23 protein-coding genes are annotated in these 25,728 nt (G+C 70.0%); 16 read left to right on the forward strand and 7 right to left on the reverse strand.

Annotated features, from left to right (window positions below; all coding sequences use genetic code 11):
- The first annotated feature begins 29 nt into the window (after positions 1-29).
- The 4 genes from OV208_RS02085 to OV208_RS02100 are packed head-to-tail and all read left to right on the forward strand — an operon-like array spanning position 30 to position 2,434.
- The gene (locus tag OV208_RS02085; protein WP_267572094.1) at positions 30-653 is read left to right on the forward strand and encodes a hypothetical protein; all 624 of its coding nucleotides are present in this window, start codon (positions 30-32) and stop codon (positions 651-653) included.
- Entirely contained in the window at positions 650-1,258 is a 609-nt protein-coding gene (locus OV208_RS02090; RefSeq protein WP_267572095.1) for a head protein, read from the forward strand. The genes OV208_RS02085 and OV208_RS02090 overlap by 4 nt, the downstream gene beginning before the upstream one ends.
- Positions 1,248-1,868 carry a hypothetical protein gene (locus OV208_RS02095; protein WP_267572096.1) on the forward strand — a complete coding sequence of 207 codons (621 nt, stop codon included), beginning with the start codon at positions 1,248-1,250 and terminating at the stop codon, positions 1,866-1,868. Before OV208_RS02090 ends, OV208_RS02095 begins: the two co-directional genes overlap by 11 nt.
- Positions 1,865-2,434 carry a head protein gene (locus tag OV208_RS02100; protein ID WP_267572097.1) on the forward strand — a complete coding sequence of 190 codons (570 nt, stop codon included), beginning with the start codon at positions 1,865-1,867 and terminating at the stop codon, positions 2,432-2,434. The genes OV208_RS02095 and OV208_RS02100 overlap by 4 nt, the downstream gene beginning before the upstream one ends.
- Before the next feature lie 17 nt (positions 2,435-2,451).
- Here the strand turns inward: OV208_RS02100 and OV208_RS02105 are convergent, their stop codons facing one another.
- Positions 2,452-3,102 (reverse strand): outer membrane beta-barrel protein, encoded by a 651-nt coding sequence (locus OV208_RS02105; protein WP_267572098.1) that lies wholly within the window; start codon positions 3,100-3,102, stop codon positions 2,452-2,454.
- Positions 3,103-3,479: 377 nt separating this feature from the next.
- Between OV208_RS02105 and OV208_RS02110 the strand changes: the two genes are divergently transcribed.
- Positions 3,480-3,926, forward strand: a complete 447-nt coding sequence (locus OV208_RS02110) for a hypothetical protein (protein ID WP_267572099.1) — start codon at positions 3,480-3,482, stop codon at positions 3,924-3,926.
- A gap of 13 nt (positions 3,927-3,939) precedes the next feature.
- A complete protein-coding gene (locus OV208_RS02115) occupies positions 3,940-4,626 on the forward strand; it encodes a hypothetical protein (protein WP_267572100.1) in 687 nt (228 codons plus the stop codon).
- 75 nt (positions 4,627-4,701) lie between these two features.
- Here OV208_RS02115 and OV208_RS02120 read toward each other — a convergent pair whose 3' ends face one another.
- A complete protein-coding gene (locus tag OV208_RS02120; RefSeq protein ID WP_267572101.1) occupies positions 4,702-5,496 on the reverse strand; it encodes a hypothetical protein in 795 nt (264 codons plus the stop codon).
- 271 nt (positions 5,497-5,767) lie between these two features.
- Between OV208_RS02120 and OV208_RS02125 the strand changes: the two genes are divergently transcribed.
- The gene (locus tag OV208_RS02125; RefSeq protein WP_267572102.1) at positions 5,768-8,986 is read left to right on the forward strand and encodes a serine/threonine-protein kinase; all 3,219 of its coding nucleotides are present in this window, start codon (positions 5,768-5,770) and stop codon (positions 8,984-8,986) included.
- Here the strand turns inward: OV208_RS02125 and OV208_RS02130 are convergent.
- A complete protein-coding gene (locus OV208_RS02130; protein WP_267572103.1) occupies positions 8,975-10,081 on the reverse strand; it encodes an ADYC domain-containing protein in 1,107 nt (368 codons plus the stop codon). The two genes, OV208_RS02125 and OV208_RS02130, sit on opposite strands and share 12 nt — an antisense overlap.
- 216 nt (positions 10,082-10,297) lie before the next feature.
- Here OV208_RS02130 and OV208_RS02135 point away from each other — a divergent pair, with 216 nt between their 5' ends.
- The 3 genes from OV208_RS02135 (at position 10,298) to OV208_RS02145 (ending at position 14,722) form a co-directional block, all read left to right on the forward strand.
- Positions 10,298-11,665 (forward strand): sigma 54-interacting transcriptional regulator, encoded by a 1,368-nt coding sequence (locus OV208_RS02135; protein ID WP_267572104.1) that lies wholly within the window; start codon positions 10,298-10,300, stop codon positions 11,663-11,665.
- A 150-nt stretch (positions 11,666-11,815) separates the two neighbouring features.
- Entirely contained in the window at positions 11,816-12,745 is a 930-nt protein-coding gene (locus OV208_RS02140; RefSeq protein ID WP_267572105.1) for a DUF2381 family protein, read from the forward strand.
- Positions 12,746-12,850: 105 nt separating this feature from the next.
- Positions 12,851-14,722, forward strand: a complete 1,872-nt coding sequence (locus OV208_RS02145) for a serine/threonine protein kinase (protein ID WP_267572106.1) — start codon at positions 12,851-12,853, stop codon at positions 14,720-14,722.
- A 204-nt stretch (positions 14,723-14,926) separates the two neighbouring features.
- On the opposite strand, the gene OV208_RS02150 is transcribed toward OV208_RS02145, so the two are convergent.
- Together OV208_RS02150 and OV208_RS02155 are read right to left on the reverse strand one after the other, a co-directional pair.
- Positions 14,927-16,348, reverse strand: coding sequence for a B12-binding domain-containing radical SAM protein (locus OV208_RS02150; protein WP_267572107.1), 1,422 nt, complete (start codon positions 16,346-16,348; stop codon positions 14,927-14,929).
- Positions 16,349-16,422: 74 nt separating this feature from the next.
- The gene (locus OV208_RS02155) at positions 16,423-17,028 is read right to left on the reverse strand and encodes an ATP-binding protein (protein ID WP_267572108.1); all 606 of its coding nucleotides are present in this window, start codon (positions 17,026-17,028) and stop codon (positions 16,423-16,425) included.
- 504 nt (positions 17,029-17,532) lie between these two features.
- Here OV208_RS02155 and OV208_RS02160 point away from each other — a divergent pair.
- From OV208_RS02160 to OV208_RS02185, 6 genes are all read left to right on the forward strand, one after another.
- On the forward strand, positions 17,533-18,201 hold the full coding sequence (locus OV208_RS02160) for an RNA polymerase sigma factor (RefSeq protein WP_267572109.1): 669 nt from the start codon (positions 17,533-17,535) through the stop codon (positions 18,199-18,201).
- Positions 18,198-18,986 (forward strand): hypothetical protein, encoded by a 789-nt coding sequence (locus OV208_RS02165; protein WP_267572110.1) that lies wholly within the window; start codon positions 18,198-18,200, stop codon positions 18,984-18,986. Before OV208_RS02160 ends, OV208_RS02165 begins: the two co-directional genes overlap by 4 nt.
- Entirely contained in the window at positions 18,983-20,710 is a 1,728-nt protein-coding gene (locus OV208_RS02170) for a caspase family protein (protein ID WP_267572111.1), read from the forward strand. The genes OV208_RS02165 and OV208_RS02170 overlap by 4 nt, the downstream gene beginning before the upstream one ends.
- A 92-nt stretch (positions 20,711-20,802) precedes the next feature.
- Positions 20,803-21,102 carry a hypothetical protein gene (locus OV208_RS02175; protein ID WP_267572112.1) on the forward strand — a complete coding sequence of 100 codons (300 nt, stop codon included), beginning with the start codon at positions 20,803-20,805 and terminating at the stop codon, positions 21,100-21,102.
- A 92-nt stretch (positions 21,103-21,194) separates the two neighbouring features.
- Entirely contained in the window at positions 21,195-22,889 is a 1,695-nt protein-coding gene (locus OV208_RS02180) for a DUF6311 domain-containing protein (RefSeq protein WP_267572113.1), read from the forward strand.
- A gap of 102 nt (positions 22,890-22,991) precedes the next feature.
- Positions 22,992-23,774 carry a VOC family protein gene (locus tag OV208_RS02185; RefSeq protein ID WP_267572114.1) on the forward strand — a complete coding sequence of 261 codons (783 nt, stop codon included), beginning with the start codon at positions 22,992-22,994 and terminating at the stop codon, positions 23,772-23,774.
- 25 nt (positions 23,775-23,799) lie between these two features.
- Here the strand turns inward: OV208_RS02185 and larC are convergent, their stop codons facing one another.
- Both larC and larB read right to left on the reverse strand, forming a co-directional pair.
- Positions 23,800-24,966 (reverse strand): nickel pincer cofactor biosynthesis protein LarC, encoded by a 1,167-nt coding sequence (larC, locus tag OV208_RS02190; RefSeq protein WP_267572115.1) that lies wholly within the window; start codon positions 24,964-24,966, stop codon positions 23,800-23,802.
- A 3-nt stretch (positions 24,967-24,969) separates the two neighbouring features.
- The gene (larB, locus tag OV208_RS02195; protein ID WP_120545222.1) at positions 24,970-25,722 is read right to left on the reverse strand and encodes a nickel pincer cofactor biosynthesis protein LarB; all 753 of its coding nucleotides are present in this window, start codon (positions 25,720-25,722) and stop codon (positions 24,970-24,972) included.
- Positions 25,723-25,728 lie beyond the last annotated feature (6 nt).

Consider the following 25,728-nt stretch of genomic DNA (forward strand, 5'->3'; position numbering starts at 1 on the left):
TCCACCTGTGGATCTGCTTGGGTGGAAGCATGACTTCGCGTCCCCGTGCCTTGAGCGCGGCTCCTGTCTGGCTGCGCTTCACGGCCGTGGCGCTGTGCCTGTGGCTGTCGGCCTGTGGGACGGCACGGGGGGCGGTGGCTCCAGTTCCGGAGGAGCTTCCGCGTCTGGTGCTGGTGCTGCGGGAGACACCGGACGGGAGCTTCACCCAGGAGTGGCGGCCCGCCGAGGCGTCCGAGCTTGCCCGCTACGTGAAGGCGGATGAGGGCCGGCGCATCGTGCGGACCGCTCGCTCCGTGCGGGATTGCGATGCGGAGCACCTGGAGTGCATGCGGGAATGCATGAGCCGCCCGCTCCCTCGCGGGTACGGACATGCCAGCAAGACAGACTACTGCAACACACGGTGTCGTCAGCCCTACCTGGACTGCGCTGAATTGGAGAAGCTCCGGTCTCAGAAATTGTCCTCCATCGAGGAGATATCGGACTGGGTGAGCCGCCACCGCGAATCGCTTCTTGTCGGTAGCGTGGTCGTCATCGCGGGTGTTGTCTTCGTCATCGTGTCCGCGGGCGCGGGTCTGGTCGTCCTGGCCCCCGCACTGCTCTTGACGGACTCTGGAGACGACCTCTCACGTCCTCTTGCAGGGGTGCTGCCATGACCAGACTCTTCGACCAGATCGGGGTGCTCGGGCAGATCGCACTCGATGATGCTCCAGCCACGCCTGGGAGCGCGGAAGCGCTTGAAGTCGCCGCGACCGCCATCCGCTTCATCGAAACATCCGGGCAGACCTACGACTTCGAGGACTATGTCCAGAGCCTCGAAGCGTACGCTCCCCCCCTCGCCATTGGCCGGTTCGCCACCCGGGAGGAGGCAGAAGCGGGGATGAAGGCTCGGAGACGGCCTCCTGCGGTCGCGTTCGTACTGATCGCGGATACCTACCACTCCGCCATGTACGTCCCCTCCACTGGGAAGACCCATTTTGTCTCGCTTCCCATCATCCTGGAGCACTACCTCGCGGACATGGCGAACAACGGACCCAAGCCTTCGGGTTTGTCCTTCGCTTCGAAGGCAGAGGCGGAAGCCTGGCTCCACCAGCAACCCTCGCCTCCCATGCAGGTCGTCATCGACATCGCAGGCGCCCCGTTCCTGGCCGCCTACCACCACCGCATCGACTACCGCGTCCTCTATCCCCTGCCCCCTCCCACGCCTCCTTCTTCGAACATCCTTGAGACGACTCCCGACGAAGGCTCTGATGCGAGCTGACCCTGTGTGGATGCGCTTCACGGCCACTGTGCTGTGCGTGCTGATGTCGGCCTGTGGGACGACCCGTGTCGCGGCGGCGCCTGCTCCAGAGGAGCTTCCGCGCCTGGTGCTGTTGCTGCGGGAGGCTCCGGACGGAAGCTTCACCCAGGAGTGGCGGCGGGCGGAGGCATCCGAGCTTGCCCGCTACGTGAAGGCGGATGAGGGCCGGCGCATCGTGCGGACCGCGCGCGCTGCTCGCGACTGCGACGCGGAGAATCGCGAGTGCATCGATCAGTGCATGAGCAGTCCGTTGTCCAGCGACTTCAACCACGTCATGAGCAGAGGCGGACGTGGAGGCAAGAAGGAACACTGCGAAAGGCGTTGCATGCAGCCGTATCTGGACTGCATTGCACTCGAAAGTCTTCGCCCTCAGGAACTCTCGTCCCTGGAGGCCGCATCAGACTGGGCCCGGAGCAACCAGCGCTCCATCCTGGTGGGAAGCGTGGTGGTGATCGCGGGAGTGGTGTTCGTCGTCGTCTCCGCAGGCGCGGGCGTCATCGTGCTCGCTCCCGCACTGCTGCTGACGGAGTCATTCGTGCGTCCGGAACACTTCGTAGGGAACTCGCCATGATGCATTTCTTCGACAAGCTGCAGGTCCTGGGACTGCATGGCGCGCAAACCCAGTCCGCCAAGGAGAAAGAGGCCTTCCACTTCGCAATGGATGCCATCTACTTCATCATGAACACCGGACAGTCTCTCGACTTCGAGACGTACATCCGGAGCCAGGACGCTCACGCGCCCCCCCTCGTCATCGCCCGATTCGCGACACGAGAAGAAGCGGAAGCGAATCTGAATTCACGCCGTCCGCCCGTCGACCAAGCCGATGTGTTGATCGCAGATGACTATTACTCCGTCATATACAACCCGAAGGACGGCCGGACCCATCTGATTCGACGCGGTCTACCCGAGTACTACCTCGCGGACATCGTCAATCAGGGGCTCAAGCCGTCCGGCCTGTCCTTCGCTTCAAAGGCAGAGGCGGAAGCCTGGCTCCACCAGCAACCCACGCCCCCGCAGCAAGTCGTCATCGACATCGCGGGCGCCCCGTACCTTGCCGCCTACCATCACCGCATCGACTACCGCGTCCTCTATCCCCTGCCCCCCCCGACGCCCACGCCTCCTGCATCGGAGACGTGAGCGCCCGGGGCTGGTGACTACAGACGGATCTGCAGGCGCACGCCGGGCTGGATCCAGACGTGGAGCGACTTCTGGTCGCTCGGGACGTCGATGTCCTGCGACTCTCCGAAGAGCTCGGTGCTCGCGTTCGAGTACTGCCCCACCGAGGCCGAGATGTACGGCCCCACCGCGATGGAGCGGGTGAACTGGAAGTCCACGCCAAAGTGCGCGTGCCCCAGGTCGAACCCGCGCACACCCACCTTCGCGAGCGTGTTGGACGAGCCCACCTGCAGCGAGCCGATCTCATAGCCCACGCCCACTCCCACCCAGGGCCCCACGAAGCCTTCCGGCGCGAAGTGGTAGTCCAGGTCCACGCCGAACCGCAGCACCCGCGCCTTGCACTCCGTCTCTTCCTCGCAGCCGTTGGGCTTCGCGATGCCGTACTGGAAATAGCCGCCCAGCGAGAGGTGCCGGTTGAAGAAGTAGGAGAGGTCCACCTGCGGCGCCACCGTGTTGCCGAACAAGTCGGACTGCGAGGTGTCCTCCAGCGCGTCGCCCACGGGAATGCCGTACGCGCCGCGCACCCCCAGCGCCAGCCCAGAACCCGAGGAGGCTTCCTGGGCCACCGCGGGCACCGCCAACAACGAGAGGGACACCACCAGCGAGGGGATGAGGGATCGGGAAGTCATGTCGTTCACCGGAGAAAGAAGTCGTCGTCGGACAGCGGGTGGATGCGTCGCCCCCGCGCACTGCAAGGGCACGGCCACTCGCGTCCAGGGCCTTACACCCAGGCGTGTACTTCCGCATCGCTCGTGAGGGGAATCGCGCCCCCGCAGGGAACCCGGTCCCCGCGTCCCGGCCTTCCGCAAGTCATGACAGGCATGTCAGCACCCGGAAGAGGGCGGTTCGTCGCCTCCCTGAACCTGACAGGCATGTCAGTCTTTCCAGGCGGCCCCGCGCGTCCCACGGATGGAGGCCCCCACCTGACAGGACCTCCCCGGATTGGCCCGCTTCATGCGAGGGTCCCTGCGAATTCCAGGGGCGTGGGCCCCGGGGGAGGATTCACATGCGACGTGGATGGCTGGGCATGGCGCTGCTGATGATGGCGGCCTGTGGTGAGGATGAGAGCCTGGAGGTGGCGCTCGCGGAGGTGAACGGCTCGGGCGTCAGCGGCACGCTGTTCGCGACGGAGACGCCGGGCAAGTCGGGGCTGGGGGAGACGCGCTTCAACTTCACCGCCATCGACAACACGGCCATCGCCGCTGGGGCTGCTCCGAGGCCCACGGTGGGTTTCCTGCACGAGGGCCGGTGCGCGGCGCTCGGCATGTCCGAACACACGGAGGGCTTCGAGGCGGACAGCTACGCGCGGCAGCAGTACTACGCGGTCGAGGGACGCGACTCCCACGCGGATCAACTGGATGAGTACAGGGGCTCGCACGCGTTCGCCATCCACCTGTTCGTGACGGACTTCACCGATGACAGCGGCGCGGTCCTGGCCTGTGGCGACCTCTGAGGCACGTGCCGACATGGAACAGTTGACCGAGAACTCCGACGTCGTCCGCTGGCTGCGCGAAGAACGCGCGAACCGGGGGCTGGCGCGCATCGAGTTATCCGCCGCGCTGAAGTACCAGGGCGAAATCTACGACGACACGCTGCTCTTCACCGCGCCGGATGGAGCGCTGAGCTTCGGCACCCTTCCGGATGCCCAGCGCACCCAGGTCCAGGCCCTGCTGCGTCAGCACCACGCCGAAGAGACCGCGCGCGGGAACATCGAGCTGACCGTCATCTGCGATGCCACCTCCGCGCCGAGCATCCGGTTGACGGACGAGCTGCAACGTCGGCACGCCGAACAGGAGCAGGCTCGGGCGGAGGCCCACTTCGACACCCGACCCTACGGACGCGCGCTGGCGCAGCGGGTGGCGGAAATCCTGGATGCCGGGGGCGAGCTGTCCGTCACCATCGATCCCCGGGAGGGCTTGCTCCGGACGCTGTGGAAGCCCGACAGTGGAACGTATGCCTATGGGCTGCGGTACCCGCAGGGGGACTCGGAGGCATTGGCGACGTTCGCGTCGCGGGATGAGTTCATCCGCTGGCTCGCCGAACGCAGCGACGAGGTCTTCGCCAAGGAAGACCGGCCCGAGGAGCCGCTCGCCTGGGGCCACGGGACGTTCAACCGCGCGTTCTTCGTCCGGAAGACGGGACAGCGCTCGTAGCCCTCCCGGAGGGTGCGCCGAGCCCGGTGGGCCCGGCGCCCCGTTACGCCCGGAGGAGCGCCTGCGCCGGGTCGACTAGAAGCAGCGCGACCGGCCCGCCACGCTGACCTGGCCCGAGCTGCCGCCCAGGTACCAGTAGCCGTTGCTCTGGTAGGTGCGGACGTACTCTCCGCCGCCCTCGAACTTGCCCTTCACGTACGTCAGCGCGCACGAACGGTTCGTCACCGCGCCCAGCAGCGTCGCGGACGCGCCCTGGCTCCAGGTGGATTCGTCGGTGTAGGAGTCCACGGTGATGCAACGCGCCCGGGCCTTCAGGGTGGTCTGGTTGGTGTTGCCGCTCAGGTACCAGTCGCCGCCGCTGACATAGGCATGCACCCACTCGCCGCCCCCGTTGAGCTTGCCCGCGAGCCCCGTCAGGTAGCACACGCGGTTGGTCGCCGACCCCATGTAGACGGGATAGCTGGACGCCTGAGTCCACTCGTACTGGGCGGAATAGCCAGCCACGGAGACGCAGCGCGAAGCCCCGTTGATGCCCGACTGCGAGGAGGCCCCCCCGAGATACCAGGAGCCTCCGCTCTCGAAGATGTCCACCCGCTCGCCACCGCCCTCGAAGTCGCCGCCCACGCGGGTCAGGAAGCAGGCCCGGCCCGCGGTGGCGCCCAGCGCCGTCGAGCCGCTGCTGCTCTGCGACCAGGTGTACTCGGCGGTCGCCGCCAGCTCCTGCGCCTGGCTGTCCAGCATCGCGGGCGCCTCCTCCGCCACGGTCGCGGCGGTCGGAACGGGCATTTCGGACGGCAGATCCTCCGGGCCACAGCCCCACAGCACGGCGGGCATCGAAAGGGCGAACACGAGGTGACGGAGCTTGGACATGATTGTATTTCCTGGGGTTGAGCTGGGATTGAAGCCTGGAAGCGCCCGGAGGCCGGGGCCACCGTGTGTCTTCCGTGGCGTGGGAGTGCTTGAGCAAGGCGCGTGCCGTGCCTTGCGGACGGGGGCACGGCGGCGCGCTCACTCGGGAGGGAGCCCCCAGGCCCCGTGAAGGGCGCGCCCATGGCACACCAGAGGGGCGTGCGTGGCACAGCGCGACCCGTGCCACCGTGCCACGTCGCGAGGGGCGCGGGGCGTTTGGTAGCCTGCGCCCATGGTGCCTTCCGGCAGCGACGAGCCGCTCCTGGCGCCGGTGGACCGGCCCACCCTGGCGGATGAGACCCCGGCGCGGCCCGACACCGGGGGCTCGCGGGAGGCGGCCTCCGTCGTCGCGTGGGAGCGCTATGAGCTGCTCGAGCCGCTGGGCCGGGGCGGCATGGGCGAGGTCCACCGGGCACGGGACCGGCGCCTGGGGCGCGTGGTGGCGCTCAAGTTCATCCAGGGCGCGGATCCCGAGCGGGCCATGCGCTTCCTCCAGGAGGCCCGGGCCCAGGCGCGCATCGACCATCCGAACGTGTGCAAGGTCTTCGAGGTCGGGGAGCTGGGCGCGCGGGCCTACATCGCCATGCAGCTCGTGGAGGGCGAACACCTGGACCGCGCCGCCCGCGCCCTGTCCCTCCCCGAGAAGATCCGCGTGATGAAGGAGGCCGCCGAGGCGGTGCATGAGGCCCACCGGCTGGGCGTCATCCACCGCGACCTCAAGCCCTCCAACATCCTGGTCACCCAGGCCGCGGACGGCCGCCGCACCCCCATCCTCCTGGACTTCGGGCTGGCGTACGAGGCAGGCCTGGGCCACGGCCTCACCGCCACGGGCGAGGTCATGGGCACGCCCGCGTACATGTCACCCGAGCAGGCCCGGGGCGACCTGCGCGCCATCGACCGGCGCAGCGACGTCTACAGCCTGGGGGCCACGCTCCATGAGCTGCTCACGGGCTCCCCTCCCTTCACCGGCGCCACGCCGCTGGAGACGTTGAGGAGGGTGCTCCACGAGGAGCCGGCGCCCCTGCGCGCCAGGGTGCCGCACCTGGACGCCGAGCTGGAGACGCTGTGCCTCAAGTGCCTCGCGAAGGAGCCCGGGCAGCGCTACGCCTCCGCGCGGGCGCTGGCGGAGGACCTGGGGCGCTACCTGGACGGAGTGCCCATCCTCGGGCGGCGCCCCGGCCTCGCGAACCGGCTGAAGCGGGTGGCGCGCAGGCACCGCGCGCTGGTGGCCGTCTCCAGCATGTCGCTGGTGGGCATGCTGCTGCTCGCGGGCTTCGGGGCGCGGTCGTGGCTGGCGGAGCGGGAGCTCCAGGCGCGGACCGCCGCGCGCGTCCGGCTGGCGGAGCAGTTGGGGCAGCAGGTGCAGGAGTTCGAATGGTTCGTGCGCGCGTTCCAGACCCTGCCCCTGCACGACACCCGCCCTGAACAACAGCGCGTCCGCGAACGCCTCGCGGCGCTCGCGGCCCAGCGCCATGACCTGGGCGTCCAGGGCGACGGGCTCGTGCAGCTGGCGCTCGGGCGCGGCCTGTTGGCGATGCGCGAGTTCGAACAGGCCCATCAGGCGCTGACGCGCGCACGGGACGCGGGCGTCGATACGCCGGGGCTGCACTACGCGCTGGGGCGGGTGCTGGGCGAGCGCTACCACCTGGCCCTGGAGGACGCGCGGCGCAGCGGCGGCGCGGCGTGGGTGGCGGAGCGACAGCGGGGGCTCGAACAGGCGTGGCTCGGGCCCGCGCTGCAATCGCTCGAACGCAGCCGGGGGCTGACGCTGGAGTCCCCGCGCTACCTGGAGGGGCTCATCGCGTTCTATCGCCAGGACCTCGCGGCGGCGGAGCGGGCCGCGCTGGAGGCCGTGGCCCAGGCGCCCTGGCTGCCCGAGGCGCGGAAGCTCGCGGGGGACGTCGCGTACGCGCGGGCCATGGACCTGCTGGAGCGGGGCGACTACCCGCTGGCGCGGACGGGACTCCTGGAGGCGGTCGGCCGCTATGAGCAGGCGGTGGAGGTGGGCCGCAGCGACGCGCGAGGTTACGAGGCGCTCGCGGAGGCCTGGCTCCAGGTGTCGGAGCTGGACCGGCGCGAGGGCCGCTCCCGGAGCGCGTCCCTCGGACGGGCCGAGGCCGCCGCGGATCAGGCGCGCGTCGCGGATCCGGACCGGGCCTCCGTCCACACGCGCAAGGCGCAGGTGCTGATGAACCAGTACCGGCGCGTGAACTTCCAGCGGGAGCCCGATGCCCGCGACGCGAAGACCCTGCTCGCACAGTGGCTCCACGCCGCCCGGCGGGCCGTGGAGTTGGATCCACGCGACGTGCTCGCGCACGACTCGCTGGGGTACGCCTTCTTCATGCAGGGCCTCCGGCAGGCCCGCGACCAGGAAGCGCCCGAAGCCTCGTGGGAGGAGGCCTCCCGGTGGCTGTCCCGCGCCATCGAACTCCAGCCGCGCTACCCGTGGGCGCTCAACGACCTGGGACTCGTCCACCGCTGGCGGGGCAACTACCAGCGCGAACATGGCCAGGACCCGATGCCCGCCTACGCGCGGGCGGAGCAGTCCTTGCGCGAGGCGGTGCGGGCGGATCCGAAGTACCTGTTCGCCCACTCGAACCTGACCGAGCTGTACGCCGCGATGGCCTCCTACCGCCAGGCGCGGGGACAGTCGCCGGAGGAGGAGCTGCGACGGGCGCGGGAGTCCGGCGCGGCTGCGCTCGCCCTGGATGGCCGCTTCCACGCCGTGCTGGACCACCTGGCGGCAGCGGAGCTGACGTACGCCCACTTCCTGTTCGACGCCGGCAGCCTCCCGGGCCCTTCGCTCAGCCGGGTGCTCCAGCAGGTGGAGCGCGCCCTGGAGCTCAACGCCACGTCGGACCGCGCGTTGCTCCATCGCGCGGGCGCGCACCTGCTGGAGGCGCGTCAGGCGATGCGGGAGGCACGCGACCCGACGGCGGCGCTCGCGCGGGGGCGACAAGCGCTGGCGGGGGCCTACCGCGTGGCTCCGACCTGCGCCGACTGCCGCGTCCTGGGCTCCACGCTGGAGCTGACGGCGGCGGAGCACGCGCGAGCCCAGGGACGGGCGAGCCTGCCGCCTCTCCAGCAGGCCCTCTCCGAGGCACGACAAGCGGTGGCGGCGTACCCCTATCCGGAGACGCACCTGGCCCTCGCGCGCGCGTGCTGGCGGCTGGCGCGCGAGGTACCCCCGACCTCCGTGGAGGCGCGGGTCCAGGAGGGGCTCACGCAGGTGGAGCGCGCGCTCCAGCAGGCCCCGGAGCTGGCGGAGGCCCATGCGCTCCGGGGCGCCCTGCTGCTGGCCGGGGCGCGGGCCCACGGCGCGCGCCCCGAAGCGCCGGAGGCCGTCCGGCAGGCTCGCGCCGCGCTCTTGCGCGCGGTCGAGCTGGAGCCCCGGCTGGCGCGCGAGTACGCGGAGCCGCTGCGCGCCACGCGGGACGCCTCAGAACTTTAGGGGCCGGGGCACGCCCGTCGCGAACGTGCCCGTCGCGCTCCACTGGGGCGAGCCGCCACAGAGCGGGAGCTGGAGCCCCTTGGGCAGCGGGAGGTCGCGGCGGCGGTTCATCGGGTTGAGGCACTCCGCGCCCCGGGGGCTCCAGAGCGCCTCCACGTGTTCGAGTTCGTCGAGCCGGTCGCTGGAGCGGATGCCAAACCCGTGCGCGTCGCGCCGCAGGAAGTCGGTGCCGCTCACCGTGTAGGTCTGGAGGTCGCCAAGGCCGACGAAGTACGCGGCGCGCTTGGCCTGGAGACAGGCGCCGTAGGCGACGGCCCGGTCCGGATCATCCTGGAGCGTGGTGGGGTCCCACGGCTGATAGCCCCAGCCCAGACAGGCCCCGATGGCGCCCGTCTCGCAGGCCAGCGTGGTCGCGGTGTCCAGCCCCTGGACGGCGGCGCTGAGCCCATCCACCCGCCGCGCGGGGAGGAGCAGGGACGCGACGTCCGCGGACTCCGGGGCCGCGCACTGGCGCAGCCAGGGCTCGGTGCCGACCTGGCGGTAGAGGACCCGGAGCCGGTTGCCGCCCAGGGACTGCCAGCCCATCTCATAGGCGCGGTTCAAGGTGTCCCCGTCCACGACGTCCACGGGCAGCGTGAAGGTGAGGCGCAGCGCTTCCAGGTCCTCCCCCTGCACCTTGCGCTCACTGCCCTGTTCGGCGACCGCGACGAAGAAGCCCGTGGGGGCCGCGTGGATGCCCGCCAGCGTCCTGCCCTCGCTCTGCTTCCGGGGGGAGAGCGCCACGGGGATGTCGAGCACCGTGTGGGGCTTCGCCCGGGAGCGGACCTTCATGACGACCCCTTCGGGCGTGTTGACGAAGCCCTCCGGACAGAGGGGCGCCGACTTCTCATGGACGAAACAGTAGTTGTGGCCTTCGGTGATGTAGATGCCCAGGCCGTTCGGATCCGGGTCGCACTGCCCCGTGGGACAGCCGCCGCCGCCGGGAGCGCCATCCGGTCTCGCCTCGGCGGGAGGACGCCCCGAAGCGGGCAGAATGCATCCGCCCATCACCATCACCCATGCCAGACATCCGAGCCATGCACGAAGGGGCTTCACGAAGGTGTCTCCTCGAAGGTGGAACCGATGCCAGGGCACCGGACCCGGACTGTCATTGCGAGCCCCATGCCAGCACGCGCCCGGGGCCGGATGAAGGACGTGTCCAGGAGTGCCGGGGCGATGGACGCGCACCGGGAGCGGCACACCCTCCAGGCCGGTGGCACCGCGCATGGCACGGTGCCGTGTGCCACCGACGCCCGCGTATGATGGCGCGACATGGAACACGCCCCCACCACCCAGCAACCCAGCGGATCCGCCCGGGCCAGCGCCGGCTCAGAGCCGCCCCCGGTTCCGGGGCTGCTGCGCCTGTCCTGCGGGGGGGCGGTGATGGCGGAGGCGCTGCCGCTCAGGGGCGAGCTGTCCCTGGGGCGCACGTCCCCGGAGCTGGGGCAGGCCCAGGACCCGAGGATGTCGCGCAGCCATGCCCGCGTGCACCATGACGGGCGCCGGTTCTGGGTGACGGACCTGGGCAGCCAGAACGGCACCTGGGTGGACGGCGAGCCCGTCGTCGCGGGCACGCCCATCGAAGCGCGGCGGGTCATCCGGCTGGGGGACTCGCTCTTCGTTCCCAGCGCGGACGTGGGGCCGCTCATGCGCTACGGCGTGCGGGTGGCGGAGGGCTTCGTGCGGGGCCCCGCGTTCCAGCAGTTGCTCGAACAGGTGGCGCGCACGGCGGGGCACGGGTTCTCGCTGCACATCCACGGGGAGAGCGGCACCGGCAAGGAGGACGTGGCCCGGACGTTCCATGCGCGGGGCCCGGGGGCCCGGGGGCCGTTCGTGGCGGTCAACTGCGCGGCCATTCCGCAGGGGCTGGCGGAGCGGCTGCTGTTCGGGGCGCGCAAGGGCGCCTTCTCCGGGGCCGACGACGCGGAGGGCTACCTGCAGGCGGCCGACGGCGGGACGTTGTTCCTGGACGAGGTGGCGGAGCTGGACCTGGGGGTCCAGGCGAAGCTGCTGCGGGCGCTGGAGACGCGGGAGGTGTTGCCCCTGGGAGGTTCGCGGCCCCGGAAGGTGGAGCTCCAGGTGTGCTCGGCGGGCAACCGGGACCTGCGCGCGCTGGTGGCGAACGGGAAGCTGCGCGAGGACCTGTACTTCCGCCTGGGCAGGCCGGAGGTCACCCTGCCCCCGCTGCGCCAACGCCCCGAGGAGATCCCCCTGTTGGTGGAGCGGTCCGCGCGGGAGCTGTCGCCCGGGCTGCCGGCGCACGTCACGCTGCTGGAGGCCTGTCTGCTCAGGCCGTGGCCGGGCAACGTCCGCGAGCTGCGGGTGGAGGCGCGCGCCGCGGCGCAGGAGGCCCTGCTCCGGGGTGCGCCGCGCATCGAGGTGAGCCACCTGGGCCCGAGCGCGGGGACCGCGTTCGGGCCCCCCTCCGCGCCGCTGATGCAGCCCGCGCCAGAGGTCTCTGCCTCTCCCACGTCCAGGGCCCCTCCCCTGGACGACGGTGAGCGGGCCCGGGTGGTGGAGGCGCTGCGGCAGCACGAAGGGAACGTCGCCGCCACGGCGCGAGCCCTGGGGATGCACCGGACGCAGTTGCGACGCCTGCTGGAGCGCCATGGGCTCACGCTGAAGGGTGGGAGTTCCTGAAGCGCATCGCGCGAGGGCTCGCGCGTCCAAGGTAGAGGTTTCGCTCCGCCACCCTTGAGGTAGGTTGGGATTCCATTTCCCTTCTGAACCCACGCATGCGCATGGGTGTCACCCCTATCTGTTAGGTTTGAAGAATGGAGGTGACCCGTGATGTCGCTGTCCTCTTCGGTCATTCCCGTGGTGCTGGTGGTGCTGGTGGCTTCGGCGGCGGTGGCACAGCCCGGGACGCCACCGGGCCGGGAGCGCAAGGCCCGGCAGCTCACGCTGCGCGCACAGGAGCCTCCGGTGCTGCATGCGCTGCACGTCGCCGCCGGGGAGGTCACCACCGTCACGTTCGATGCGCCCATCGTTCCGGACTCCGTGGACCGGGCCGCGCTCGCGCCGTTCTTCTCGCGCGTCGGGGTGTACGCGGACGCGCTGGTGCTCAAGGCCTCCGTGGACCTGCCGGAGGGACGGGGGCCCGTTCTTACCGTGCGCTTCGCTGGTGAGGGGGCTCCTGCCCAGGTGGGGTTCGTGCTCACGACCGTGGACGCGGAGGTGGATTCGCAGGTGGAGGTCTTCCGGCACGGGCGCACGGCGCAGGAGTTGGGGAAGGAGCTGGCGGACCTGCGGGCCCGGTGCGCCGTCACGGAGGCGGGCTTCGCGACGCTGCGTGCGCAGTGCGCGCTCAGTGGATTGGGGGGCGCGGTGCTGACGGGAGCCATCACCCGGTACGGCGTTGCCGTGCACTATCTTTCTGGACCCACCGCGAGCCTGGGAATGAAAGCAGAGGGTCCGCATGTGCTCTACCGCTCCGGGGCCACGCTCGCGCTGGAGACAACCCTGATCAATTCTCACGAAGCACGCACCTGGGTTCCAGGAGTCGCGCGCGTGACACCACAGGACTCGGATGGAGGTGCGTTGCCAGTCCGCGAGTACCCCCTCCTCATGCGTGAAAAGCGGCTGGAGCCCGGCACTCGCGCCCCGGTGGTCGTGGAGTGGTACGTCCCTCCCGAAGCCCCTCCTGGCACGACCTTCACCCTGGAGTTGCTGGACACGACGGGCGAGCGCGGCGTCCGGTGGGAGCAGGTGACACCATGAACAGCCATGACAGGCTTTCGGCGGAGGCGGCCCATGCGCGGTGAGCCTTCTTCTGGAGAAGCAACACGGCCGCGGATGGCTGCGTTCCCTCCGCAGGTGTTATCCGTGGATGCACTCCCTCCGGGCACATGGGTAGGCCGCTGGGAGATCCTGCACCGTCTGGCGGCGGGAGGCTATGGCACCGTCTACGCCGTGCACAGGGCAGACAGATCCCGTACCCGGCTTCATGCCCTGAAGCTGGCCCGCCACTTCGACAGTCCCTGGTTCTCACGCGAGGCGGAAATCCTGTCCCGCTTGCGGCACCCGGGCGTGCCCCGCCTGATGGCCGCCGATGCGTGGCGGCCGGGTGCCGGGAGCTATCCATTCCTGGTGATGGAACACGTGGAGGGCGAGTCACTCTATGCGTGGTCCAGCGCCCGCAATCCCACGGCGCGCGAAGTGGGCGCATTGCTCGCGCAAGCAGCGGCGGTGCTGGCCTTCGCGCACCAGCGCGGCGTCCTCCACCGCGACTTCAAGGGCGACAATGTCCGGGTCCAGCCCGGGGGACGGCTCAAGCTCCTGGACTGGGGCGCGGGCTGGCATCCGGAGGCACCGCCTCTCACGGGCACAGGACAGCTTCCTCCTGGCACGGCGCACTACTACAGCCCCCAACTGCACCACTGGCGGGCCTCCGCGCACCTTCCGCATGCGGGGGAGTCACCCACCTATTCGGTGGCGGATGAGCTGTATGCCCTGGGAGTGTCCTTCTACCGACTGCTGACGGAGACCTATCCAACGTCAGCGTTGGGCGCTGAGGGCTTGAGACTGGGAGGGGACAGCACGACGCCCTCTGTCGCGCTGCTCAATCCGCGGGTGCCCAAGGCGCTCGCATCCCTCATCGACCGGTTGCTCGCCTTCGAACCCGAAGCGCGGCCTCCGAGCGCTTCCGCCTTGTCTTCCGAAGTCCGGAGCGCCCTGGCCCACGCGGATGCGGAGTGGGACGTGGCGCTGTTCGACTGGGCCTTCCCGCCCTCGCCCCAATCGCGCACCACGCAGGAGGAAGCGGGTGCGGCGGGACCGGTCGCCCCTGGTCAGGAAGTGGCGCTCCAACATGCGCGACTCCAACGCAGGGACCGACTGCAAGGGATGCGCGATGACCGGGAACGGCGACGACGTGTCCCCGCGCACGTGGCCCACATGGAAGCGCGAGCCATCCTCGCCGCCAGTCCGGTACGGCGCCGTCAGGCACTGCGGAAGGCGTGGCGATGGGGTGTCCTGGGAACCCTTCTCCTGCTGCCCCTGGTCTGGCTGACCTGGAGCCTGGGAGCCCTCCGGAAGCACGAGCCGACCGGCGCATCCGTTGGCATCTCCGCCGCGCGGCCTGCTTCACCACCGATGGCGCGGACACCAACGCCCGACCAAGCTGCCGCGCCCGGGGCGGCCCCTTCTTCCCATGTGCCGCGCCCACTGGAGAAGAACGCCATGGCAGTCCCCTTGAAGAAGAACCGCGCCTCCCGCTCCCGTTCGCTGGCCCGAGACTGCACGCTGGCCGTCGGCGCGGCCTCCACCCTGGTCGCCTGCGCGGGCACTCCCCTGCGTCCCGAACCCCAGCGCTGTCCCCAGGCGGCCCTCGACGCGATGAAGGAGTTGAGGTTGCGCAGGGATGCCAAGGCAGGCATCACGCTCGACATCCGCTACCCCTGGCGGATGGATGCCGAGGACGTCACCGTGAACGATGGCGACATCGTCAGCGTCCAGAAGGAGCGGTCGGGCAGACTTCCCGAAGGCACCCTGCTCTACGGACGGCTGTGGACGGGCGGAGAGCGGGTCGTCGGCCACTACATCCGAGCGGAAACGCCCGACGGCCACACCTACCCCGTCTGTTTCGTCCTCGGGAACCCGGAAGACGGCGGCTGGTGGAAGAACCCCGGCTCCAAGCCCGGGGCCACCACCGTGCCTCGCACCGTGGGCTACACCGTCGTGGATGCCTTTCCCTGACTTCTTCAGGGCGGCATTGAGCCCCAGGCCACCGCTGCGCGCCAGTTCCCCAGGCGCGCAGTCCACAAGAGCCATTGGAATACGACTTGCCCCCTGATTGAATCCGCGACCACAGAAGAGCCTCGTATTCGCGCCCCTCGCCGCCATGCAACAGTACATGTTACGTTGGCGGGTTGGGTGCGCCTTCCCTACCTAAATATGCGCTTAGCGCAACTGATCCCACTGAGCCATATCCCAGGGGCCGTGAATCTTGGAGGCGGTATTCTCGTCTGGAGTCAGCTTGAACGGCAAGCTGTCCGGGTCGGCGGCGCTCACCACCTGCATGAATTCCGAGAGGGAGAAGTCAGGCCTGAAGTACCCGATACGTTTGAGCCGGTAATAGGACTCCGCAGTCGTGACAGAGCGCGTCATTTCAAGGCACCACTCGCGCGCCCGCTCCAGGGGGAACTCGCGGCTCAGGTCCAGCGGATAGATACCCGCCGACGACACTCGGGCATCTTCGCGCCGCTGAGTGCCGAACTGCACATGCAGCTTGCCCAACTGTTTGCTTAGGTCCGAGCCCGGAAACTCAATTGCCGCCGCAGCGGCAATGCCGGCGAGCTTGTCCCGGTTGCGCATGATGAAGTCCTGTGTTTCGCCAGCGCTCTGCTCGTTCTCCCCGGCATAGAGGAGGATATTCATCTTGATCCCCACACCGCACGCTGCGGCCCGGTCAATCAGGCTCTGCGCACGCTGAAGGTACTTCTCGGTGGGGCCTTCCGTCTTGTTCATGAGGTTGAGCATCCTCGGAGAAGCCGACTCCAGCCCCAAATCCAGCATCCGCAGCCCAAGTTGGTGGAGCTTCGGCAGCACGTCTGGCTCTACGGAGTCTACCCGGCACTGGGTCCGCCATTCGATACGATGGCTGAAGGGAGCTAGGCACTCGGCGTAGGTCTCCACGTTGCGGGGATTGCAAAAGAAGACCGGGCACTCGAAGTAGATGGGAACCCGCTCCAGTTCCGGCCAAGTTTCCATCCAGAACTGGAGCTGGTCCTGGATGGTCTTACTGGAAGCTCTCTCCAGTGACGTCGGGGCCCCGCTCAAGGAGCAAAAGGAGCAGGTGAAGGGGCAGCCACGGGCGATTTCGATGCTCGGCGCATAGGAGCGCGGATCGAGGCGCAGGAGATTAAAACGGTACTCAGGGGCAAGCTCCTTCTTACTTACCCCCGGGGGAACACCGTGGAGCACGGCGGACTCTCGCGTGACAACTCCTGTTGGAGGCTCGGCCAGGGCGCACCTGCGCAGTGCCTCCCAATCGAGTTGCTCTCCATCTCCCGTAGCGACCGCGTCCAGCGATGGAAAGCGCGCCAGCAACTCGCGAGGGCGCATGCCGGCATGGTACTGCCCACCAGCCACGATGCGAGCACTCGGCACCAAGCGCTTGACCTGCTCCGTAATGGGGCCGCAGTACTGCTCCCCGTAGCCACTCGGCATCGACAACCCGACGAGGTCCGGCGGATTGCGGGTGAGCACCCCAGGCAACTCGTCCAGCAAGCGATACTGGTGGTCGCCCAGCCAGTCGTAGACGTCCACGTCGTGCCCGGCTTGGCTGGCAGAAGACGCCACGGCGAGCAGCCCCAGGTTCATGCTGGCCTGCAGCTAGTAAAGCTTATTGCCCGACTTCTTGGTCGAAGCCGGGGGGAGGTTGATAAAGAGGATCCTCATTGGTGCACCAGTGTATCGGCGGCATCCGACAGCCCCTGCACGGCCGAGAGAACCCGGACCTCTGCCAGGACACGCGCGACCCGATCCTCGTGGTCAGCGGTGTCCAGCGTGATGGACCGGACGCCCCACTCCGACAGAAACGAGGCAATCTGTTCGCCAATCTCCCGATGGTGCCGAAGGTCCTCTGAGCGGTACCCATCCGACGTGAACTCCACCACCCCGAAGGGGCAGTAGACGTGCAGGTCATACCTCCGCGCGGCCACGCGGCAGACGTCCACCACCTCCGCCTGCTGCTCGGGGTCCAGCTCAATGGCATCCCGCCGCAGCCAGTACGCCGCCACGTCCACAAAGGAGCGATCAGTCAGGTAGCGGTCCCGCCCCTCCTCCATCTGCTGCTTATGAGCCAAGTACTCACGCTGGAACTTGAGCAATTCGTCACGCTGCATCGAGTCCATGCTCTTGTGCCCCATGCGCTCAAGAAGCCCACGGGCGTTTGTTGTGAGGAAATCGTCCACCTGTCGGTGAAAATCGATCTCCTTCATGAGCGATTTGGCAAGCGTCGTCTTCCCAGTACTGCTCGCTCCCGTGAGCGCAATCTTCATGTGGTGGCTCCCGCCGTCCCCGGCAGGCCAACGTAACCAGCGAGCAGACCCTCGCAATGCCGAGGCAAGGACTGACGATCAGCACCAGCAACATCTGACATCGGCTTCCGACACCGGCTCGCGGCGGAGCTATGCCCTCATTCGAGTTCTTCCTCAGCAATCCCATGGGGGATTAGGACGCCTCGTGGATTCAGCCTCCATTCCCCTTTGCCTGCTGTAGGTGGGCCTGCTTCCCGGCCCAATGGACGCGAGCTGACTCGTCAGCGGAACGCGTCAGCAGGGCTCGTGCCGGGATGCCAACCTGCGTGTCTCACCCCAACGAAGCACCCTGCCCCCGGGGTGAGCCCACCCCGGGACGCGAAAACACACCCCGCACGACCCGGATCCCGGGGTCATTGCGTATCTCCTTTTCAGAAGGCCCAAGAGGGCCGGGCACGGGGCCCGGCCGGGGCCCGCGCAACGCCACGGAGCTTCCGCGTGCTGCCAGGAAACGAGCGGTCAGTCTTGGAGGCCTTCCGCCGGGGAGATACCCCCGTCCTCACCCAGGTCTACCGCGCCTATTCGCCAGAGGTGCTGCGCTACCTGTCGCGCCGCTTCTCCGTGCACTCGGAGACGGGCATGCGGTCGGTGGCGCTCACGCCGCTGGACCTGGACGCGGCCCACCAGGAGACCTTCGTGCGGGCCTTCCGCCCCCACATGCGCCAGGCCTACGACGGGGTGCGCCCCTACCTGGGCTTCCTGCTCACCGTGGCCCGCTCCACCGCCATTGACCTGATGCGCGCCTCCGGCCGGGTCGCCCGGGAGGCCATCCCCCTGGATGACGCGCCGGAGCTGGTGCACGCCCCCGACGACGGCCGCAGCCCGGAAGAGGAAGCCCTGAGCTCCGAGGTCCGCTCCCTGGTGCGCCGCTTCCTGGACGCCCTGCCCGCTGAAGACCGCGCCCTGGCCCAACTGCGCTTCATGGACGGCCTGTCCCAGGAGTCCGCCGCCGACGAGCTGAAGCTCACGCGCGGCGAGGTGCGCGTGCGCGAACGGAGGTTGCGGGTGCAGTTCACCGAACACCTGAAGGGCTCGGGTTGGTTGGACGGTGACGTCGCCCCGGGACGCCTGGAACTGGGCGCCCTGCTGGCCTCACTGGCCCTGTGCGCCATGCGATTCGGGAGCCTCCCATGAAGTGGTACGAACGCCACGTGGACGCGGGCCTGACGCGCTGGTCCCTGGGGGAGCTGTCCGCCCCCGAATCCTCGCGCCTGCTGCGCCACGCCCACGCCTGCACCCGCTGCGGCACCCGCTACAACAAGTGGGCCCGCGCCCACCGCGCCTTCGAATCCGGCCACACGGACACGCCCACCTCCATCGAACTGGAGACGCTCACCGTCGCGGGCCTGGAGGCCGCCCTCACCGCCTCCGCCCCCACCGACGCCGCCCCGGCCCGCTGGCCCACCCTGGCCGTGCTGGGCGCCACGCTCGCGGCCCTGTTCCTCGCCGTGGTGGTGACGCCCTCCGCCACCGGCCCCGGCGCCGTCGCGCCCACCGAACCCGAGTGGAGCCCCCGGGGCGTCGTCCACGACCCCGCCCCGCCCCTGGCGCAGCCCGTGCTGCGCATCTTCTGCGCCGTCCCCGGCCAGTCGCTGCGCGAGCTGAAGGCTGGGACGGCCTGCGCGCCGGGGGCCACGCTGGCCTTCGCCGCCGGGGCCCGTCCGCCCTTCACCCACGTCGCGGTGCGGGTGAGCATTGGCGGAAGGGATGAAATCCACGGGCCGTTCCCCTTGAGCGGCAAGGCCGGCGAGGAACGCCCCCTGGAGCTGACGGTCGCCCTGCCCGCGACGTCCGATATGCCCGAAGTCACCGCCTCGTTCTCCGAACACCCGGACGCCACCCTGGCGGCCCTGCGTGGCGGGGCGACGGAGGGGGTGGTGGTGCTCAGGCAGGAGGTCCGGGTAGAGGGAGGACCATGAACAAGCTGGAAATGCTCCTGGGTGCGGCCCTGCTGATGGCGGCTCCGGAGGCATTGGCGGACACGGTGCGGCGGGCGCTCGTCATCGCCCACAACGGCAGCGACGACCCGGCCCTGGCGCCCCTGCGCTACGCGGACGACGACGGCGTGCTGTGGGCGGAGACGCTCAAGCGCCTGGGCGTGGAGACCACGCTGCTGGTGGATCCAGACGAGCCCACGCGGCTGTCCGGCAGCCTGGTGCTGAAGTCCGCCCAGGCCCCCACGCGCGCGGCGGTGGAGCAGGCCGTGAAGAAGCTCCAGGCGTCGTCGCTCGCGGACCGCGCGGCGGGGCGCCAGACGGACGTGCTCATCGTCTACGTGGGGCACGGCAACACGGACGACGCGGGGCGTTCCTATTTCACGCTCGCCGACGCGCGCCTGGACCGGACCAGCCTCTATTCGGAGCTCGTGGATCCGCTGGGCGCGGACTACGTGCACGTCATCGCGGACGCGTGCCGCGCTTCGGGCGTGGTGGGCCGCCGGGGGGGAAAACCGGACGCGGCGGTGCTGGCGGAGCTGCGCGGGGTGCTCGCGCGCGAACAACTGGCGTCGCGGCCCAACGTGGGCGCCCTCTTCGCGGAGAGCGACGACGGGGAGACGCACGAATGGTCGCGCATCCGCGCCGGCGTCTTCAGCCACGTGGCCCGCTCCGGCCTGCTGGGCGGCGCGGACATCAACGGCGACGGACAGGTGGAGTACAGCGAGCTGGCCGCCTTCGTGGCCGCGTCGCTGCACGGCGTGAAGGGCCTGCCCGCGCGGCTGTCGGTGAATGCCTTCGCGCCCACCGCCGCGCCTCGGCGTCCGCTGGTGGGCCCCGCGCCGGAAGGGCCCCGGGTCACCTTCCCCGCGGGCTTCGAATACGCGCGCCTCTCCGTGGAGGACGCGGACGGCCAGCGGCTGGTGGACGTGCGGCGTTCGCCGCAGCAGTGGACTCAAATCCTGCTGCCACCGCGCGACGTGTACTGGGTGCGCGCCCCGAACGCGGAGGCGCGCGTCACGCTGGCGGAGCTGTCCGCCGGGACGCCGGAGCTGCGCCCCCGCGAGTTGCAGGAGCGCGGCCCCGCCGAGGAGGCCCTGCGCCGAGGGCTGTTCGCCGTGCCGTTGGACCGGTCGTTCTATGACGAGTACGTGGTCGCCGCGGGCCTGGTGCCGGTGGACTTCACGGAGATGTTCCACCCGCCCGTCGTCGGGGGGCTGATGCCCCGGCTGGCCGAGCCGTCGTCGGACTTCGGTTCGGCGTGGGAGCTGGGCCTGAGCGCGGGGCGCTCACCGCTGGGGCTGGCGAGCTTCGCCACCGGGCCCAGCCTGTCGTGGCGCAATCCGACCTCGATGCACCTGCTGTACTACGGCGTGCGCGGGGCCTACGGCGTGACGCCGCTCGCGGCCCGGGACGGCATCCGGCTGCACCGCTTCACGCTGGAGGGGCTCGTGGGCCTGCAGAACCCGGCGCGCACGCCGTTGTTCGCGGAGGTGGGCGCGGGCTGGGGCCTGCTGGGCCTGACGGCGCCGGGCTTCCGGCAGGCGGACCCGACGATGTTGACCACCCACGTGGCCGCGGGCGTCACCGGGCGGCTCGCGGGCATGAAGTTGCGATTGTCGGCCCAGGTGGGCCTGGACCGCGTCACCGCCAACGGGCGGACCGGCGTGGATCGGCAGTACGGCCTGGAAATCACCCTCCGGCGCTAGCGGACACGGGCCACCGGGCCCGGCCGTGTCCGTGTGTCGTGCGCCGGCCTGCGCACGCCGCGCCACACCCCGAGCCCCTGACGGTCCCCAACGTGTCCCGTTCGTTCCTCCTGCACATCGTGCTGTCGAGCGCAGCCATGTCCGCGGCACTGCTGGCGGGCTGCGATCCCCTCTGCGTCACCGGCCTCTCCCCGCCGGACCGGGGCTACGCGTACGTGGACGACGCGGGCGTCTGTGTCGTCGTGGTGGAGGCGCCTGATGGCTACGACGCAGGCCTGGGTGGATCCGACGCGGGCGTGCCAGGCGATGGCGGCGCAAGGGCGGACTCCGAGGACGCGGGCCTGGAGCAGGACGGCGGTCCTGGCGATGACGCGGGGACGGGGCGTCCGTAGTCCCTTGAGCAAGGGGGCAGCGGAGCCGGCGGTTGCGGGGTGCGGAAGCCGGTGCCTACAGTCGCCGCCCCTCCCGAGAGACAGCCCCGCCCATGTCGTCGAACGTCCCCCTTCCCGTCTCCGTTCCTGCCTCGTCCCACCGCGCCCTCCTCGTGGCGCGAACGGTGGCGGTGCTCGGAGGCCTGGGCTGGTTCCTGTGGTTGGGAGGCGGGCCGGTACTTCCGCCCACGCGCATCGACTGGATGATGCGCGAGGACTGGGCCGCGCACATCTTCGGCTGGCTCTTCTTCCGCAACGCGGACTGGCAACTGCCGCTGGGCGCGACGCCCAACCACTTCTTCCCCTACGGCACGTCGGTGGCGCTCACCGACGGCAACCCGTGGGCGGCCGTCCTGCTCAAGCCCTTCAACGCGCTGCTGCCCGTGGACTTCCAGTACACCGGCCCGTGGCTGGGCCTGTGCTACGCGCTGATGGGCTACTTCGGCGCGAGGCTGGTGGAGACGGTGTCCCCGCGCGCGGTGCCCGTGGCCCTGGGCGGCACGCTGCTGGCGCTGTCGCCGGTGATGGCGGCGCGCTTCGGTCACCCCACGCTGTGCGCGCACTGGCTGCTGGTGGCCCTGTTGTGGCTCAACCTGCGCGACCTGCCGGATGCGCGCGCCGCGACGCGGAGCCTGGGTCTCGCGGCCCTCTTCAACGCCATCGCCTCCGGCACCCATCCGTACTGGGTGGGCATGCTGATGCCGCTGACGCTGGCGTTGGGCGTGCGAATCTTCTGGAGCCGGAAACTCGGCCTCGCGCGCGTCGCGGCCGCGGTCGCGGGCATCATCGGGTTGGACGTGCTGCTGTTCTCCGTCTTCGGCTACTTCGGCGGACAGGGGCTGGGCGCGGAGGGCTTCGGGGACTTCTCCTCGGACCTGGCCACGCTGGTGAATCCGATGGGTTGGTCGCGCCTGCTGCCGGACCTGCCCGCCGCTCCCCGTCAGGGTGAAGGCTTCGGCTACCTGGGCGCGGGCGCGCTGCTGCTCGTCGGGCTGGCGGCGGTGAGCGTCCTCGTGCGCCTGCGTGAAGCGCGCACGGTGGACTGGCGTCGCGTACTGCCGGCGGCGGTCGTGGTGGGGCTGATGGCCGTGTATGCCCTGTCCTCGCGCGTGACGTGGCTGGGCCAGCCGGTGGCGGACCTGGGCGCGCTGTATGCCCCCCTGGAGAAGGCGACGAACGCCTTCCGCGCCTCTGGCCGCTTCGTCTGGCCGTTGAGCTACCTGTTTGTCATTGGCGCGGTGCTGACCCTGGTGCGCCTGTGGCGCCATATCCCTGGCGTGGCCGTGGCGGCGCTGACGATGGGGCTGGCGGTGCAGGCGTATGACCTGCGCGAGGACAAGAGCGCGCTCTTCAAGCCCGTGCACTTCCAGCGCCTGCAATCCCCCGAGTGGGCCGCGCTCCAGGGCCCCTACCAGCACCTGGCCCTCTTCCCGCCGCATGCGCAGTGGGTGTGCCGCTACGACGAAGCGTTGGTGAACGCGCTGGCGTATCAGGCGTACCGGTTGAAGCTCACCTTCAACAGCGGCTACGCGTCGCGCACGCCGCAGGCGCTGGAGGCCGAATGCCACGCGCGGCTGCCCCGCGACGGCCTGGACGCGACCACCGCGTACGTGGTGCTGCCCGAACACCTGCGGCCCTTCCTCGACGCGGGCGCGCGGTGCGGACAGGTGGAAGGCCATGCGGTGTGCGTGGTGGCCGGCAACACAGATGCGTTCGCGCAGGGGCTCGCACGTCAGCCACTTCACTGACGCGAAGCGGCACTGAAAATCCTTTCAGTCCCCGCTCCGCACGGGATATTACCTTTCAGGTAGCCCGAAGGGATTTCGGGCCCACGTCGGAAGGAGCGAGCGATGCCCGCGGTGACGAAGCATGAGGCCGGGACGGTGTGCTGGGTGGACCTGATGGCCTGGGACCTGGAGAAGGCCAAGACCTTCTATGGGGGCCTGTTCGGCTGGACGTTCGAGACGGGCTCGCAGGAGACGAACTACTACACGATGGCCCGGTCGCAGGGCCGCGAGGTGGCGGCGCTGATGCCGCGCGCGAAGGACGCGCCGTTCCCTCCGGTGTGGAACCAGTACTTCAGCGTGGAGAGCGTGGACCGCTCGCTGGCCCGTGTGAAGGAGCTGGGCGGCCGGGAGCTGCTGCCCCCCATGGACGTGATGGAGTCGGGGCGCATGGCCTTCTGTCAGGACTCCACCGGGGTGCCGTTCGGGCTCTGGCAGCCGAACCAGTTCCAGGGAGCCGGCCTGATCAACGAGCCCGGCTCCATGACGTGGCACGAGGTGAAGACGCGGGATGGCGCGAAGGCCCTCGACTTCTACAAGGGCCTCTTCGGCTTCACGGCGGACAAGATGCAGACCGACCAGATGGACTACTGGGTCATGAAGAAGGATGGGAAGGAGGTGGGCGGCCTGATGAAGATGACCACGAGGGACCCCGCCGACGCTCCGCCCCACACCGTGACCACCTTCTCCGTGGCGAACACCGACGAATCCGCCGCGACCGTCACCCGGCTGGGCGGCACCGTGCTCGTCGCTCCGTTCGACTCGCCCTACGGCCGCATCAGCATCGTCGCCGACCCCGGTGGCGCGAGCTTCGGCATCATCAAGCTGTCGGAGATGGGCGCGGCCTGAGCCTCGCCCGAGCCCCGACTGAACTTCAGGGCGTGAGGGCCGCCAGCGCGGCGGCCATCACCTGCTTCACGGGAACACCGGCGGCCTGGGCCACGCGGACGCAGTCGTCGAACTCCGGGTGCGCGTTGAGCACCCGGCCGTCGCGCAGGCCCCGCTTCACGCGGACCTTGCCCCACGGCGTCTCCACCTCCACCCAGTCGCGCTCCAGCGCGTGGCGCTCCACCCGGTGGTAGCGCACGCCCAGCGACGTGGACTCGCGCAGCACCGTGTCCACCACCGCTTCGCGCAGGCCGCCCTCCACCAGCGCGCCCAAGAGGTGCGCCGGCCGCCCCTTCTTCATCACCACCGGGGCCACCCACGCGTCCTTCGCGCCCACCTCCAGCAACCGCTCCACCAGGTAGCCCAGGAGCTGCGGCGTGGCGTCGTCCAGGTTCGCCTCCACCACCCACAGCCCTTCGGTGGCCTGCGCTTCCATGCGGCCCAGCGACGCGCGCAGCACGTTGGGCCGGTCGCGGAAGTCCTTGGTGCCGACGCCGTAGCCCACCTTCTCCACGATGAAGTCCGGCGGGTGGCCAATCTTCGTCAGCACCTTGAGCAGCGCCGCGCCCGTGGGCGTCGTCAGCTCGCCCACGCCTTCGAAGCGCACCGGCACGTCGCGCAGCAGCTCCAGCGTGGCGGGCACGGGGATGGGCATCTGCCCGTGCGCCACGCGGATGGTGCCGCTGCCCAGGGGCGGCGGCGCGGCGTGCACCTCCGGGTCTCCCAGCAGCTCCAGCACCACCGCCGCGCCACAGATGTCCACGATGGAGTCCACCGCGCCCACTTCATGGAAGTGGATGTCGTCGATGGACACGCCGTGCACCTTCGCCTCCGCCTCGCCAATGGCGCGGAACACCGCCAGGGCGCGGGCCTTCGCGCGCTCCGGCAGCGTGGTGGCGGCTTCGATGAGCTGGCGGATGTCCGCGTAGGCGCGGTGCGGGTGCGCTTCCTTCGCGTCCAGCACCACGTCCAGGTGCGTGCCGCTGATGGCGTGGCGCACCGCGCGCGACACGGCCAGCTTCCAGCCGGGCACGTTGAGGCCACTCAGCGCCTGGGTGAGCGCGTCGGGTGACACGCCCAGGTCGATGGCCGCCGCCAGGAACATGTCTCCGGCGATGCCGCCCACGGGCTCCAGGTAGAGGATGCGTCGCATGGCTCAGCGCCGTCCCTTCGTGCGGGAGATGAGGGCCGCGTAGAAGCCGCCGCCAAACCCGTTGTCGATGTTCACCGTCGCGACGTTCGCCGCGCACGAGTTCACCATCGCGAGCAGCGCGGAGATGCCCTTCAGGTTCGCGCCGTAGCCCACCGACGTGGGCACCGCCACCACCGGGATGCCGACGAGGCCACCGAGCGCGCTCGCGAGCGCCCCCTCCATGCCCGCCACCACCACCGCGACGTGGCACTCCTGGATCTCCTCGCGCCTCCGCAACAGCCGGTGGATGCCCGCCACGCCCACGTCGTAGACGCGCCGCACCTCCGCGCCCATCGCCTCGGCGGTGAGCGCCGCTTCTTCCGCCACGGGGATGTCGCTCGTGCCGGCCGTCACCACCGCGACGAGCCCCGCCTTCACCTTGCGCTGGCGCATGTGGAAGATGCGCGCCACCGGGTGGTATTCGGCCTTGGGGAAGCGCGCGAGCAGCGCCTCCGCCTTGTCCGGTTGCAGCCGCGTCACCAGCACCGTCTGCTTGCGCTCCACGAGCGCGCCCACGATGCCCAGCAACTGCTCCACCGTCTTGGGCTCGCCCAGCACCACCTCCGGGAAGCCGAAGCGAAGGTTGCGGTGCGTGTCGAGCGTCGCGTAGCCCAGCTCCGCGTACGGCAGGTCCTTGAGCTTGCCCACCGCGGCGTCCAGGGTGACCTTGCCCGTCTTCACCTGACCCAGCAGTTGCCGCAGTGCCTTCTCGTCCATGGGCGA

Source organism: Corallococcus sp. bb12-1, assembly GCF_026626765.1.
Classification (GTDB): Bacteria; Myxococcota; Myxococcia; order Myxococcales; family Myxococcaceae; genus Corallococcus; species Corallococcus terminator.